Source organism: Cytobacillus purgationiresistens, from assembly GCF_030813235.1.
Classification (GTDB): Bacteria; Bacillota; Bacilli; order Bacillales; family Cytobacillaceae; genus Cytobacillus; species Cytobacillus purgationiresistens.
The window spans coordinates 254911-268983 of record NZ_JAUSUB010000005.1 but is presented as its reverse complement, the minus strand read 5'-3'; the positions used below and the strand labels follow the sequence as shown (position 1 = coordinate 268983).

Here is a 14073-nt window from a genome sequence, read left to right as displayed (position 1 = left end):
CCCATTCTAATCTATATTGCGCGATTCACTGGATTTCAGATAAGAATCCCACCGATTCTAATCTGTATTGCGCGATTCACTGGATTTCAGATAAGAATCCCGCCCATTCTAATCTATATTGCGCGATTCACTGGATTTCAGATAAGAATCCCGCCCATTCTAATCTATATTGCGCGATTCACTGGATTTCAGATAAGCATCCCGCCGATTCTAATCTGTAATGCGCGATTCACTAGATTTCAGATAAGAATCCCGTCCTTTCTAATCTGTAATGCGCGATTCACTTTGATTTCAGATAAGAATCTCGCCGATTCTAATCTGTATTGCGCGATTCTCTCGATTTCAGATAAGCATCCCGCCGATTCTAATCTGTATTGCGTCATTCTCTCGATTTCAGATAAGGATCTAGTCCTTTCTTATTTGTATTGAGCCCATTTTTATTGAATCATTCCTTTCGCAAATAAGATTCGCATTTTTAAGAATGATTCGCAATGATGCGAATGTTTTAAAATGAAAACGCTTTATTATCAAGCTTTATGTTTTGGCACGGGAATTGCAACTGTATTTACTAAAGGAGGGGAAAGCATGTTGAATTTTTCATTTACTGAAGAACAAGATTATTTCCGCAAGATGTTAAAGGAGTTTGCAAAAGAGGAGCTGCTTCCACAATACACTAAATGGGATAGAGAGGGAGTCACACCTAGACATTTATGGAAGAAGCTTGGAGAGTTAGGAGTAAACGGTTTGAGAATTCCTGCTGAATTTGGCGGAAGCGGCGCGGATTGTGTGACAACCGGTATTGCAGCAGAAGAAATAGGCAGAGGGGATTTTAATCTCACATATGCAGTTATGCTGAATGCACTGATCGGTGAAATCATTACTAAACATGCAACTGAAGAATTAAGGCAAGAATGGCTTCCGAGGATCGCTAGCGGCGAGCGAATTGTAGGCATTGCGATTACCGAGCCATCTGCAGGCACAGATGCAGGAGGGATTAAAACAACAGCATTTCATAAAGGAAGTGTTTATGTACTTAATGGTGAAAAATCGGGAATTAGTGTAGCGACAGCGGGTGATGCCTTCATTATTTTTGCTAAAACCGATACTAATTTAGGAAATCGTGGAATAAGTGCATTTATTGTACCAAGGGATTTGCCAGGAGTAGAGTGTACAGGTTATGAAGACATGGGCAATATTCCAATTGGAAGAGGATCGATCTATCTGAATGACGTAGAGGTTCCTGAGGAAAACCTTATAGGGCTTGAAAATCAAGGATTTGCTCAAGTGATGAATGGCTTTGATTTAAGCAGGCTTCTAATCGGTTTGCAATGTGTTGGCGCTGCTTTTCAAAGCTTAGATGAAACGATTGAACATGTGAAGGTCAGACAGTCCTTTGGTAAACCGCTTGCTGTATATCAAGGTGTCTCTTTTCCGATTGTCACTCACTACACACACTTGGAAATGGTTAAGTGGCAAGCCTACCGAGGACTCTGGCTACGTGATCACGGCTTACAACACTCTAAAGAATCAGCATCAGTTAAGTGGTTGGGACCTAAATACAGTCAAGAGGCTATTCATGAATGTCTCCTGTTAAATGGCCATTATGCTTATACAAAGGAAATGCCGCTTGAGCAGCGTTTAAGAGATGTGATTGGCCTTGAAATTGGAGATGGGACAGCACAAGCCAATCAGATGGTCATTGCAAAAGATATTATCGGTAAGGAATTTCGATCCTACTAAAATAGGAGACTATTAATATGATGGACTATTTTGTCGGTCAAATGGCTGTATGTACTCGTATTTTCACCGAAGAGGATGTAAAGAACTGGGGAACTTTTACAAAAGGAATGAACATCATTGATGAAAGTATTGTGGACGGGGAAAGAAAGATTCAAATACCGACGCTGATTTATGAGGGTTTTATCTCTGAGTTAATAAGTTCCCAATTACCCGGACAGCCATGTGTGATGATGCAAAAGGAGCTTCTATTTGTTCACCCAGTATACGGAGGTAATGCCATCACAGTAAACATAGAAGTCATTGATGTGATATCTGAGCGCAAATGGCTGACTGAAAAGGTTGTTTGTACTAATGAATCGGGTCTGATTGTGATGAAAGGTCAAGTGGTACTAAAAATTTTATAGCAGGGGGAAAACATAATGAATTTAACGGATGTACTATATGAAAAAAAGAATGGAATCGCTAAAATTACAATCAATCGCCCAAAGGTCTATAATGCTTTTCGGGCAAGGACGATAGATGAGTTAATCTGGTCATTTCGCGATGCATGGGATGATAACCGGATTGGAGCAGTCATTTTAACTGGAGCGGGAGATAAAGCATTCTGTACCGGGGGAGACCAGAAAGAAAAAGGAAATGAAGGAGGTTATGATTATTCTGGCGGGTTAGGTGGAGGTATTGGTCTTGAAGTGGAAAATCTTCATCAAACGATCCGAAATATTCCGAAGCCGGTTATTGCAGCTGTGAATGGCTATGCAATTGGTGGCGGTCACGTTTTACATGTGATATGTGATTTAACGATAGCAGCAAGCACGGCAAAATTTGGCCAAAGTGGTCCTAAAGTAGGAAGCTATGATGCAGGATATGGATCTGCGTATTTAGCAAGAATTGTTGGCGAAAAAAAAGCAAGGGAAATTTGGTACTTATGTGAGCAATATTCTGCAGAAGAGGCGCAAGAAATGGGACTTATAAATAAAATTGTCCCGCCTGAGCAACTTCAAGAAGCAGCGGAGGCATGGGCCGAGAAAATCCTGCAAAAAAGCCCTACAGCGTTGAAGGTGCTTAAATATTCATTTAATGCAGATAGTGCAAACATTCAAGGGATATCCCAATTATCAATGGGAAGCTTAGCCATGTTTTATAACACTCCAGAGTCAGAAGAAGGGAAAAATGCATTTATCGAAAAGCGCCCTGTTGATTTTTCTAAATTTAGGAGGTAATTGAAGCCGTCTATATATTTTAAAAGATAAGAAATTTTCGAAGATAGGAAAATGTCTAGCGCAAGCGTCCTACCCCCACGGGTGGTCTGGCCCCCCAGAAGGGTAAAGAGCATCTTTCCGCAAGGCTCTTCTTATGCTTGCCTGAGGGTGAACAAGGCGCCCAGCGCTTTTCTAATATAAGGGAGTGAGAAATGTGGAAACAAGTTTAAGTCCGGCGTATATGCAGAAATACGCACAATTGTGGCCAAACAAAACCATCATAGATTATTTAAATGATGCCGTTGCAAAATACCCGGAAAAAATGGCAATCATCGATAGAAAAAGCCGCTATACTTTTCAAGAATTAAGTATGCTTGTTGACCGTGTTGCATTGGGACTGCTCCATTTAGGTATCGAAAAAGGAGATGTCATTTCATTTCAACTGCCCAATTGGAATGAATTTATCATTCTTCATTATGCTGCTACTAGAATTGGAGCGATCAGTAACCCATTAGTTCCCATTTACAGGGAAAGAGAAATCGGGTTTATGGTGAAAACCGTGCAGTCTAAAATGATAGTGGTTCCTGATCAGTTTCGCGGTTTTCATTATCCCGCAATGATCAATCGCCTGCTCCCGGAATGGCCTTCACTTGAGCATGTGTATGTCATTGGCGAGAACGTGCCGATTGGAATGAAATCGTTCTCAGCATTGCTTGAGGAGCCATGGGAGGAAAGATTGAATGTTTCTTTACTCAATCAAATAGAGTTGGATCCGAATGAGGTCACAGAAATCATTTTTACTTCAGGTACAACGGGTCAGCCAAAAGGCGTGATGCATACGCATAATACACTTTGTGTCTCAACTGACTATTGGGTCGAGCATTTAGAGCTCACTCCCGATGATGTGATGTTTATGGCTTCTACCTTCGCCCATCAGACAGGTTTTGGTTATGGCGTACGGTTGCCTACTCATTATGGTGGAACTGCTGTTTATCAAGATGTATGGAATCCGACAGACTTCCTCCGCTTAGTTGAATTAGAGAAAATTACCTTTACCGCAGGAGCCACTCCATTTTTACAGGATACCGTGCAAGCAGAAGGGATAGAAAACTATGATATTAGCAGCTTAAGAGCTTTCGTTGCTTTAGGCGCACCTATTCCACGATCTCTTGTGAAAGAAGCAAGAGACAAGGTGCCATTCAAAATTTTGGCAGGCTGGGGCCAGACAGAGGATGGCCTTGTGACATTAACAAAACTGGATGATTCGATTGAAAAGCTAACGGTTACAGATGGTCATCCCTTTGCCGGAATGAAGCTTAAAATGATTGACCTCGATGGCTATGAATGTGCGCCAAATATCGAAGGAGATATTTTATGCAAAGGTCCAGCCCTATTTGTAGGATATTTTCAGAAAATGGAAGAAACACATTCGGAATTCAGGGATGGATGGTTTGTAACCGGGGATCGTGGTGTGATGGACGAAGATGGCTATATCAGAATTACTGGCCGGAACAAAGATATTATTATTCGCGGCGGTGAAAATATTCCAGTCGCTTATGTGGAAAATACATTATATGAACATCCAGACATTGCAGATCTGCAAATTATCGCTATGCCAGATCCACGCCTTCAAGAAAAAGCTTGTGTGTTTATAAAAATGAAGGCTGACAGGCAGCCATTGATTCTAAAAGAGCTCCAAGAATTCTTGCAAGAAAAGGGAGTAGCTAAACAATATTGGCCTGAACATTTAGAAACCATTGATGACTTTCCGAGAACACCAAGCGGTAAAATTCAAAAATATCGTTTGCGAGAACAAATGAAAGAATTGCTGGACAGAAAACTATAAAAGGGATGTGTCTAATATGAGTGAAAAAGTAGCTTTCATAACAGGTGCTGGCAGAGGTATGGGGAGAGAAATCGCCCGAAAGCTAACAGAAAAGTCTATGAAAATAGTAGTGACAGATATCAATCTTGAAAATGCAGATGATACAGTTTCAATGCTTAAAGAAGGCGGGGCAGAAGGTATTGCCATCTACTGTGATGTTACGAAGTTGGAAAGTGTGCAAGCGGCGGTGGATCAAGCAATCTCACATTTTGGCAGAATCGATGTCCTTGTTAATAACGCTGGATGGGATAAAATCGAACCTTTCTTAAAAAGTGAACCATCAACATGGAAGACCATTATTGATATCAATTTGATGGGTCAAATTCATACATGTAAAGAAATTTTACCGTATATGGTTGAAAATGGTTATGGGAAAGTCATTAATATTGCATCTGATTCGGGCAGAATCGGTTCAAGCGGTGAAGGTGTATATTCAGCGGCAAAGGGTGGCGTCATTGCATTAACGAAAACATTGGCCCGTGAAATGGCTCGGCATAAATTGAATGTCAATTGTATTGCCCCTGGGCCGGCAAATACACCATTATTTGAGGAGATTGGTTCATATAATGAAGGTATTGCAGCTGCCCTGCAAAAAGCTATTCCGTTCCGCCGTCTCGCTGAACCAAGTGATATTGCTAATGCTGTGGCCTATTTTGCTTCTGAGGAAGCAAGCTACATTACAGGACAAACATTATCAGTTAATGGTGGTTTAACAATGTGCTAGCTCCTGAAGCCATAAAATGTAAGACAAAGGAGGAACACTGAATTGAATTTAGGGATGTCTGGAAAAAACATTTTAATTACAGGTGCTGGTAAAGGAATGGGACGAGAAATGGCTATATCCGCAGCTAGAGAAGGAGCAAATATTGCTGTTCACTTTCATACATCTAAAGACAAGGCGTTGGAAACAGTAGGTATATTACGGGATATAGGCGTGGCTGTTCATCCATTTCAAGCTGATATTAGTCAGATAGACGAGATTCAGAGAATGAAGAATGAGATACATGCGCAGCTCGGGCATATTGACTATATTGTCAACAATGCTGGCTGGGCACAAATGAAATCCTTTTTTCAATATGAACCAGATGAATGGCGCAAGGAAATAGATATCTGTTTTTATGGCGTTTTAAACATCATCCATACATTTATGCCGGATATGATAAAGAATCAAGCAGGGAAGTTCATTAATATCATAGGAGATTCTGCACGAACGGGTGATCGAAAACTGATTATGTCTGCAGCTGCAAGGAATGGAACAGTCAGCTTTTTAAAATCACTGGCAAGAGAGGTTGGAGAGAGTAATATTCAATGTAATACAGTGTCCTTAGGTATGGTTGATCAGGGTGGATTAGGTGAAGACCTTATCCATAAGATAAGGAAGCAGTATCCTTTAAAAAGGCTTGGAAATCCTGAAGATGTGACAGGAATGGTTTTATTCCTTCTGTCTGAACAGGCGGATTGGATCACAGGTCAAGTGTTTTCTGTTAACGGTGGACATAGTATGATTGGATAGTAAATATTGAAAAAGGCTCTTCGATTGAAGAGCCTTTTTTCTGTTTTATTTCGTTTCATAAGAAGTCTTTTCTTGAATATCTCCATCTTGACTGTGAATAATTAAATGAGTCTCTTTTTTTTGCGCGATTTCTCGAGCGCGATTGATGGCTGCTTCTTTTGTTTCAAAAACGCCTGATGGGCGCTTGCCATTATCAGTCTGAACTGCCCAGCCATCTTTATGAGGTAATACATGCTGTCCTTCATCCATGCGTTGTGCGCCGCTGTCCTGACTCTTTTCATCTGATTGAAGATTCTTGTCACTTGCTTGAATGATTTTATTAATTTCTTTCTGATCAGCATTGTTGTGCCATTCTTTTGCTTGATTAATGGCAATAGGAATAGCGCGACCTTCATCATACCCATCCTTCATCATCGCATTTCCGATTTCAATCGTTTTCTTTCTTATGGCAGTGTCTAAGTTCTTTAATGAATCAGGGTAGTTATTAGTATTCCATGGCATCTTCCAAACCTCCCAATCGTTATTTATCTATTCCCGAAAGTAAAAAGGTCAAACCTTGTCCAAAGATAGATACAACTAAATGGTTTGCGATATAATAGCTTATTATGAAGAAATGACTGGAGAAGATTATGAGCGCAAGGAATATCGATCAGCTACTTAATATTAAAACAGCAGAAGAACAAATGGGGTTTAACGCTTCCTTCCACTACCACCGATATGAACCAACACCCTATGAGGCGCTGGAAGCTTTATTTAATGAGTATGATCTGTCGTATAATGGCCGATTGGTCGATTTGGGCTGTGGGAAAGGCCGATTGAATTTTTATGTCAACCATTTTCACCATAAGTCTGCCATAGGAATTGAAATGAACGAAGCTTTTTTCCATGATGCAATGGAAAATTTACGTGCATATGAAAGAAAAATGAAGAAAAACAATCAACTCATCAGTTTTGAATGTTGCTTTGCTGAGGAATATTCCATTCATCCAACAGATCAATGTTTTTATTTTTTTAACCCCTTTACGATACAAATATTCATTAAGGTAGTTAACAATATATTACTGTCAATCCAACAGGTTCCCCGTTTGGTTGAACTTATTCTTTATTATCCATCAGAGGATTATATTTTCTACTTGGAAAATCACACGGCATTTATGATGAAGCAAGAGGTAGTATTAGCGAAAAATAAAAATGAAGATGAACGGTTTCTCATATACAAGCTTCAGATTTAGTATATTTTCATTTCCACACTAATCATGCTTTTGTAGGTTCTTTACTTACTTAATTATGGATTGCTACAATCCTGGACAGGATAATGAACCAACCCTTGGAATAAATACAAAAAGAAAAAGATCATAATTTGTATTTATTAAGGAAACCAAAACTTGATTTCTGTAGGAGGTGTCGGTCTTACAGCTGTAAGACTATCCATTGACCATTACTATTAATTTGTTACTATTGGCTGTACTTATTATATTTACTGCTTTCTTTGTTGCAACAGAATTTGCAATCGTAAAGGTTCGTGTATCTAGGATTGATCAATTAAGGCACAAGAATTAGTTAATCCTTTAATTTTTGAATTGGAAACGATCTGAATACGAGATTTGTTAATGGAAATGCAGAAAGAGCGAATCCAGATTGCCATATTAAAAGATGGATATGGGGGCACATCCGGACTAGTAACAATTGAAGACATCATTGAGGAATTAGTCGGAGAGATTCAAGATGAGTTTGATATTGGAGAATTGCCTGAAATTCAAAAATTAGCTGATGGCCATTACAGATTGAATGCGAGACTATTGATAGATGAAGCCAACAGATTATTAGGGACGCTCTTGACTGCAGATGATATGGATACGGTCGCCGGCTGGTTCTTAACACAAAGGTCGAAGGAAATAGAAGAAGCGGAGGAAATTGAAGCAGAGGGGTTTTAGTGCCCATGAAATTGAAGGCCATCAAATTAAGTATATCGATGTTAAGAAAATCAAATCTTGAATAGAATGCTATAGCTAAAGGTAAGCATAAATTATGCTTACCTTTTAAATGGGACAAAACTTGTTACATTAATTCTTTAGCTGCTGCTCTGCCTGCTTGTCTTCCAGTAAAAAGACATCCTCCAAGAAAGGTCCCCTCTAATGACCGATAGCCATGAACGCCTCCCCCTCCGAAGCCTGAAACCTCACCAGCAGCATAAAGCCCTTTTAGCGGATTGCCTGCTTGATCAAGAACACGGCAGGATAAATCAGTTTGCAATCCTCCTAATGTTTTTCTGCTTAAGAGATTGAGTCGGACAGCAATCAGCGGGCCATTATTTGGATCTAAGATTTTATGAGGCTTAGCCACTCGGATTAATTTATCTCCAATATAATTCCTTGCTCCTCTTAATGCGGTGATTTGCAGATCTTTCGTGAAGCTATTGTTGATTTCAAGATCACGTGCTTTAATTTGTCGTTCTACTTCTTCAAGCTTAATTAATTCACTTCCAGTCAGTTTGTTCATGCCAGCAACCAGGTCTGTCAGATTATTTTTTACGATGAAATCTTCGCTTTTTCCATAAAGGCTTTTACAGGAGCGGTGGGCCCGGGAAGTATGCGGGAGAGCACCTTTTTTATGCTTTTTTCGGTCAAATCAGGGTTTTGCTCTGATCCGGACAATGCAAACTCTTTTTCAATTATTTTCTCAGTCAATATAAACCACGAATAATCATATCCTGTAGCTTGAATTGCTTCTAATGTCCCAAGTGTATCAAAACCAGGAAAATTAGGTGCAGGAAACCTTTTTCCTGTCGCATCCAACCAAATGGATGAAGGGCCGGGAAGTATCCTGATTCCATGTTTATGCCAAATGGGGTTCCAGTTTTTAATTCCCTCTGTATAATGCCACATCCGATCTCGATTAACGATTCGTCCGCCAGCTTTCTCGGTAACATGCAGCATTTTCCCATCTACATGCGCAGGGACTCCAGAAATCATATTCTTCGGTGGATTTCCAAGCCTTTGCGGCCAATTTTCTTTAATTAAATCAATGTTCCCCCCGATGCCCCCGCTCGTTATAATTATCGCCTGAGCATAGTATGCAAATTGATCTTTAATGTCGCGTGAACTAGCCTCACCACGATTAACTTGGCTCTCAACCAAAATGTTTCCGCTTACACCGACAATCATCCCTTGACTGCACAAAAGCTCTGTTACTTGATGGCGGGGCTGATAGATAATGGTTCCTCTTTTCATACTTTCTCTGACTCTATTTTCGAAAGGCTTGACAATGCCTGGTCCTGTTCCCCAAACGATATGAAATCTTGGAACTGAATTCCCATGCTCTTCAGCTAAATATCCGCCACGTTCTGCCCATCCAACGACAGGAAAAAACTTAACACCTTGTTTAGCCAGCCATTCACGTTTTTCACCTGCTGCAAAATCAACGTAGGCCCTGGCCCATTTCATTCCCCAATAATCCTCGTCCTCATGTTTGTCAAATCCAGCTGCACCTTGCCAATCCTGCCATGCTAGCTCTGGGGAATCCTTAATGCCCATTCTCCGTTGTTCAGGGGAATCGACTAAAAACAACCCACCAAATGACCACCATGCCTGACCGCCCATTGATGATTCTGGCTCTTGATCTAGAAGAAGTACACGTTTGTTAGCATCAGCAAGTTCAGCTGCGGCTACTAAACCAGCTAATCCAGCACCCACTACTATTGCATCATATTTCATCAGATTCCCTCACTATTTGATAGAATATTTAGATTATTATTTTAATTATATCTGATGTCCTTTTTCGAGTAAATACTGACTATATTTATTAAATATTTGGGTTCTCAGAATAGGGCATACAAATGCCATTACCTGAATAAAGATGAAAGTGAAGTATACATTACAAAACAGAATGAATAGTGAGGGGAATATGAAAAGAAATAAAGGAATGTGGACATTGTTATTCATCATTACTGTACTGCTTTTATCAGGGTGTGCAGGAAAAAGTGAAAAGGAAGTTAAGCTTGAGAAGGAAGTAGTGGAATTGCAGAAAAAGGTGGACGATTTAGAGAAAGAACAAGAAAATGAGGAAAAGACAAAAGAAATTGAAACAGTGAAAGAGCCAGAAGTCGTTCTGATTGATCCACAAACGAAAGAGAAGATAAAAACATTTATCCCAAAAGAATATGGGAATGGAGTCGATGAGAAAAAGTATAAAGACACGGTAGAAGCATGGGCGAGAGACCTCGCACTTGGAACAGATGATCAAAAGGGATATGATCAACGGATGATACCAGATCGTATAGATGAAAATGGTAAAATCATTAAGGGGAATCCGCGGATCATTCTGGAGGAGGAGGAGTTGGTCTCTGCCATCTTATCAGTATCTGATAATGGCGGTGAGGTTGAAATCCCTCTTTATATAACGGCTAGTGGTTATGAACAAGCTGATGCCACCCAGCTTAATGAAGTGGTTCTTGCCTCCTATTCCACTCAATTTAACAACAGCGTAGCAGGGAGAACAAAGAATATCGAGCTTTCGGCAAAGGCTATTGATAATGTAATCCTGGGTATAGATGATATTTTTTCTTTTAATACTACTGTAGGACCGAGTGATGAAGAACACGGTTATCAGCCTGCTGAGGAAGCAGTAAATGGGAAACTTGTGATGGGAATCGGCGGGGGAATCTGCCAAACATCTTCCACTCTATTTAACGCAGTCGATAAACTAAAAGTAGAATATGTTGAAAAGCACCATCATTCGGTGACAGTGGGATATGTACCTAAAGGAAGAGATGCCACAGTTTCTTACGGAGGTTTAGACTTCAGATTTCAAAATACAACAGGCATCCCTCTATTAATCCAAACAAAAATGGAAAACGGTAGTTTAACCGTAGAAATCAAAACTTCAAAGGCATATGAAACGGTAATGAGTAAACAAATTTAATATGAATGAAATGCGGCCGGATTTTATAGGCCTTTTTTTGCATTGGCTCTTTTCTAAAGATTGTTGTTTTTTCATAGGTTTTGATAAGACAAACCACTGATAACAAAGTTGATTGGAGCGGAAGGTGCGAGACGAGGAGGCTCACCGCCCGCCCCGCGGAAAGCGAGCACCTGGAGAGGAAATGAAATCAGCCACTACCTGCGAAAAGCAACAAAGTATACGAACACAGCCTTTGCATTTTAAATGATATAATGACCGGTTTCAAAAAACATTGACAGATGTATATTCAACCTAAAAAGGAGTCGTTTACTCCTTTTAAAAGCATAATAATAGACTTTCAATGATGATAGGAGTATAAGAGTGGAGAGAAGAGGTTATATATTGATAATGATCGGAGGAATGAACATGAAATGTAAAATAAACCGTAATGCGGCGAAAGTATTACATAAAATGTTAGATAGTCAAGAGGCTGAAGGTAAAATGATTCGTGTGTTTATCACTCATATGCACGGTGATCATGCACACTATGATTTAAAGTTAGATACCCCGACTGAACACGATGAAATTGTGAAGACGGATAAGGATATCAATATTTTATTAGATAAACGAGAAGAATTTTTAGATGGAGTGTGGATTAAATATTTCTACGTACCACAGGAAGGGTTTGAAATTAATAATCCTGCAAAAGATGGAAATGGGCATCATCATCATTAAAAAAAAGCGACTTCATTCTTTATTGAAATCGCTTCAAAGTGTCGACAAAAGTAAAAAGAGCGAATTTCAGTAGATTTGGAGATGCGTCCGCTCGACTTCTGCGGGAGAAGCGAGATAGCCCTTGCCCTGCACGAAGCAGCCTGGCGCTCGCCCTGTGGAAAGCTTCGGTAAATTCCCTATCCCTTTTTTTGAGTTTGTCTACAGACTCAAGCGATTTCATTTTTGAAATCGCTTTTTATATGTCGGAAATTATTGGAAAGTAATTAAAAGTGATATATTTCTAAAGATTAAGATTAATCATTGACAATAGATTGGATATGTATGTAAAATTATGAAACAATGTTTTGTTTGTAAAACACAGTAATGACGGGGGGATATTATGGCATATATACAGGTAAATGACGATATAACGATTCATTATGAAATGGAAGGATCGGGTAAACCGCTGATTATTTTGCATGGATTAGGAAATAGTTCTCAATCATGGAAAAAACAATTGGATGGACTGAAGAATCAATTTACAGTAATTGCTTGGGATGCTCCTGGATATGGAAAAAGCAGTGATCAAAAGGAGCCCTATACATCTTTTAGTCAATTTGCCGATATCTTGAATGCATTTATTGATAAGCTTGGTTATGATTCTGTATATTTACTCGGGCACTCTATGGGTTCTGCGATTGCATTAGACTTTACCTATCGTTTTCCTGAAAAAGTAGATTCATTAGTTATTGCTGATGCAACCAGAGGTGCAGCAGGACAAAGTGAGGAAGAAAACCTTAAAAAACTGCATAGAAGAATAAATAATATTAAGAATTTGAGTCCAAATGAAATAGCTAAACAACGAGTAAAGGAACTGCTAGCTCCTAATCCACAGCCTGAAGTTAAAGCAGAAGCTGAAAGAATTATGGCTCAAGTTAGACCAATGGGATATATTTCTGTATCTAATTCATTATTTTCTTTGAATCAAATGGATATCCTTCCATCTATAATTGTTCCAACGCTTGTCATTTGTGGTGAGCTCGATAAAGCCACGCCTGTAAGTGAGTCGGAAATTTTTCATGACCTGATTCCAAATTCAAGATTAGTTATTATCCCGAATACAGGACATCTATGCTATCAGGAGGACTCAGAGGGATTTAATTCTGAAATCATCGGCTTTTTAGTGAAATAAGCCAAGATAGAAAATGCTAAAGGTTCATATCTTTTTAGATATAATTTTGTTAAAATACTAATTATAGAAGTTACTGGAAAACAAGGATGTGAAAATGTGGCGAAGGATGAGAAGGAACGATATAATGCCAATTCTCTGGTGAGAGGATTGGAAATATTGAAATTATTTAACGAGGAAAGGTCGACAATGTCCCTGGCGGAAATTGCAAAAGAATTGGATGTTAGTCGCACGGTCCCTTATCGTTTACTGTATACTTTGCAAACTTTAGGCTATTTACATCAGGATGAACATACGAAGAGATATAATTTGACACCAAAAGTACTGGAGCTTGGCTTTGCGTATTTAAAAAGCTTGAAGCTTCCAGAAATTTCCCAGCCTTATTTAGAGGAATTGCGCGATTCGACAGGGGCATCCTGTCATTTGTCCATTCTAGATGATGATGAGGTTGTATACATAGGCAGTGCACCTGTTAGAGGTGTATCAGCCATTAATGTAAACATAGGATTAAGGCTTCCTGCTCATGCAACTGCAAATGGAAAACTTTTGCTGGCTAATCAGCCTGTTGAGAAATTAAATAGAACTGTATACGGTTCAAATTTAAAGCCCTATACAGATAAAACGCAAACTGATTTGGCAGGATTTTATGATGAGTTGGAAACCATTCGTAAACAAGGCTACGCCGTTTCTGTTGGAGAATTCCATCAAGGAATACAATCTGTTGCTGCACCGATTTTAGATCGGAGCGGTCATGTGATAGCAGCTATTAATGTCGTAGCGACAGATGTCACATTTCATAGTGAATTTATTGAAAAGATTGCTTTGCCAAAAGTGATAGATACTGCTAAAGTCCTATCCGGGTTTATGGGATATTGAACGATTTTTTTGTACTTAATATCTTATAATAAAATAAATTTTGAATTTTCCTATATTA

General features: G+C 39.3%; 13 protein-coding genes and 1 pseudogene. 12 read left to right on the top strand and 2 right to left on the bottom strand.

The window, feature by feature from the left end; all coding sequences use genetic code 11:
* The first annotated feature begins 585 nt into the window (after window positions 1–585).
* From J2S17_RS08355 to J2S17_RS08330, 6 genes are all read left to right on the top strand, one after another.
* On the top strand, window positions 586–1740 hold the full coding sequence (locus J2S17_RS08355; RefSeq protein ID WP_307473746.1) for an acyl-CoA dehydrogenase family protein: 1155 nt from the start codon (window positions 586–588) through the stop codon (window positions 1738–1740).
* 17 nt (window positions 1741–1757) lie between these two features.
* Entirely contained in the window at window positions 1758–2144 is a 387-nt protein-coding gene (locus J2S17_RS08350) for a hotdog family protein (RefSeq protein ID WP_307473744.1), read from the top strand.
* A gap of 15 nt (window positions 2145–2159) precedes the next feature.
* Window positions 2160–2960 (top strand): 1,4-dihydroxy-2-naphthoyl-CoA synthase, encoded by an 801-nt coding sequence (gene menB, locus J2S17_RS08345; RefSeq protein WP_307473742.1) that lies wholly within the window; start codon window positions 2160–2162, stop codon window positions 2958–2960.
* Window positions 2961–3153: 193 nt separating this feature from the next.
* Window positions 3154–4785, top strand: a complete 1632-nt coding sequence (locus tag J2S17_RS08340) for an AMP-binding protein (protein ID WP_307473741.1) — start codon at window positions 3154–3156, stop codon at window positions 4783–4785.
* A gap of 16 nt (window positions 4786–4801) precedes the next feature.
* Window positions 4802–5548: an SDR family NAD(P)-dependent oxidoreductase gene (locus J2S17_RS08335; RefSeq protein WP_307473739.1), complete on the top strand. Its 747-nt coding sequence runs from the start codon at window positions 4802–4804 to the stop codon at window positions 5546–5548.
* 42 nt (window positions 5549–5590) lie between these two features.
* Window positions 5591–6337: an SDR family NAD(P)-dependent oxidoreductase gene (locus tag J2S17_RS08330; RefSeq protein ID WP_307473737.1), complete on the top strand. Its 747-nt coding sequence runs from the start codon at window positions 5591–5593 to the stop codon at window positions 6335–6337.
* 45 nt (window positions 6338–6382) lie between these two features.
* Here the strand turns inward: J2S17_RS08330 and J2S17_RS08325 are convergent, their stop codons facing one another.
* Window positions 6383–6838, bottom strand: coding sequence for a DUF2188 domain-containing protein (locus tag J2S17_RS08325; protein ID WP_307473735.1), 456 nt, complete (start codon window positions 6836–6838; stop codon window positions 6383–6385).
* Window positions 6839–6966: 128 nt separating this feature from the next.
* Here J2S17_RS08325 and J2S17_RS08320 point away from each other — a divergent pair, with 128 nt between their 5' ends.
* Both J2S17_RS08320 and J2S17_RS08315 read left to right on the top strand, forming a co-directional pair.
* Window positions 6967–7569 (top strand): class I SAM-dependent methyltransferase, encoded by a 603-nt coding sequence (locus J2S17_RS08320; protein WP_307473733.1) that lies wholly within the window; start codon window positions 6967–6969, stop codon window positions 7567–7569.
* 378 nt (window positions 7570–7947) lie between these two features.
* The gene (locus J2S17_RS08315) at window positions 7948–8271 is read left to right on the top strand and encodes a transporter associated domain-containing protein (protein WP_307473731.1); all 324 of its coding nucleotides are present in this window, start codon (window positions 7948–7950) and stop codon (window positions 8269–8271) included.
* A 124-nt stretch (window positions 8272–8395) separates the two neighbouring features.
* Here J2S17_RS08315 and J2S17_RS08310 read toward each other — a convergent pair.
* Window positions 8396–10050: pseudogene (locus J2S17_RS08310) on the bottom strand (FAD-binding dehydrogenase).
* A gap of 190 nt (window positions 10051–10240) precedes the next feature.
* Here J2S17_RS08310 and J2S17_RS08305 point away from each other — a divergent pair.
* The 4 genes from J2S17_RS08305 (at window position 10241) to J2S17_RS08290 (ending at window position 14015) form a co-directional block, all read left to right on the top strand.
* Complete coding sequence (locus J2S17_RS08305) at window positions 10241–11257, top strand: VanW family protein (RefSeq protein WP_307473730.1); 1017 nt, start codon at window positions 10241–10243, stop codon at window positions 11255–11257.
* Between the two features lie 405 nt (window positions 11258–11662).
* Window positions 11663–11971: an iron-sulfur cluster assembly accessory protein gene (locus J2S17_RS08300; protein WP_307473728.1), complete on the top strand. Its 309-nt coding sequence runs from the start codon at window positions 11663–11665 to the stop codon at window positions 11969–11971.
* Between the two features lie 379 nt (window positions 11972–12350).
* On the top strand, window positions 12351–13142 hold the full coding sequence (locus tag J2S17_RS08295) for an alpha/beta fold hydrolase (RefSeq protein ID WP_307473727.1): 792 nt from the start codon (window positions 12351–12353) through the stop codon (window positions 13140–13142).
* A 96-nt stretch (window positions 13143–13238) separates the two neighbouring features.
* Entirely contained in the window at window positions 13239–14015 is a 777-nt protein-coding gene (locus J2S17_RS08290; RefSeq protein ID WP_307473725.1) for an IclR family transcriptional regulator, read from the top strand.
* Window positions 14016–14073 lie beyond the last annotated feature (58 nt).

Bases quoted from the DNA above. Each gene is read 5' to 3' on its own strand.
- J2S17_RS08335 (WP_307473739.1), top strand. From the start codon at position 4,802: ATGAGTGAAAAAGTAGCTTTCATAACAGGTGCTGGCAGAGGTATGGGG.
- menB (WP_307473742.1), top strand. From the start codon at position 2,160: ATGAATTTAACGGATGTACTATATGAAAAAAAGAATGGAATCGCTAAA.
- J2S17_RS08305 (WP_307473730.1), top strand. From the start codon at position 10,241: ATGAAAAGAAATAAAGGAATGTGGACATTGTTATTCATCATTACTGTA.
- J2S17_RS08325 (WP_307473735.1), bottom strand. From the start codon at position 6,838: ATGCCATGGAATACTAATAACTACCCTGATTCATTAAAGAACTTAGAC.
- J2S17_RS08315 (WP_307473731.1), top strand. From the start codon at position 7,948: ATGGAAATGCAGAAAGAGCGAATCCAGATTGCCATATTAAAAGATGGA.
- J2S17_RS08355 (WP_307473746.1), top strand. From the start codon at position 586: ATGTTGAATTTTTCATTTACTGAAGAACAAGATTATTTCCGCAAGATG.
- J2S17_RS08300 (WP_307473728.1), top strand. From the start codon at position 11,663: ATGAAATGTAAAATAAACCGTAATGCGGCGAAAGTATTACATAAAATG.
- J2S17_RS08320 (WP_307473733.1), top strand. From the start codon at position 6,967: ATGAGCGCAAGGAATATCGATCAGCTACTTAATATTAAAACAGCAGAA.
- J2S17_RS08350 (WP_307473744.1), top strand. From the start codon at position 1,758: ATGATGGACTATTTTGTCGGTCAAATGGCTGTATGTACTCGTATTTTC.
- J2S17_RS08295 (WP_307473727.1), top strand. From the start codon at position 12,351: ATGGCATATATACAGGTAAATGACGATATAACGATTCATTATGAAATG.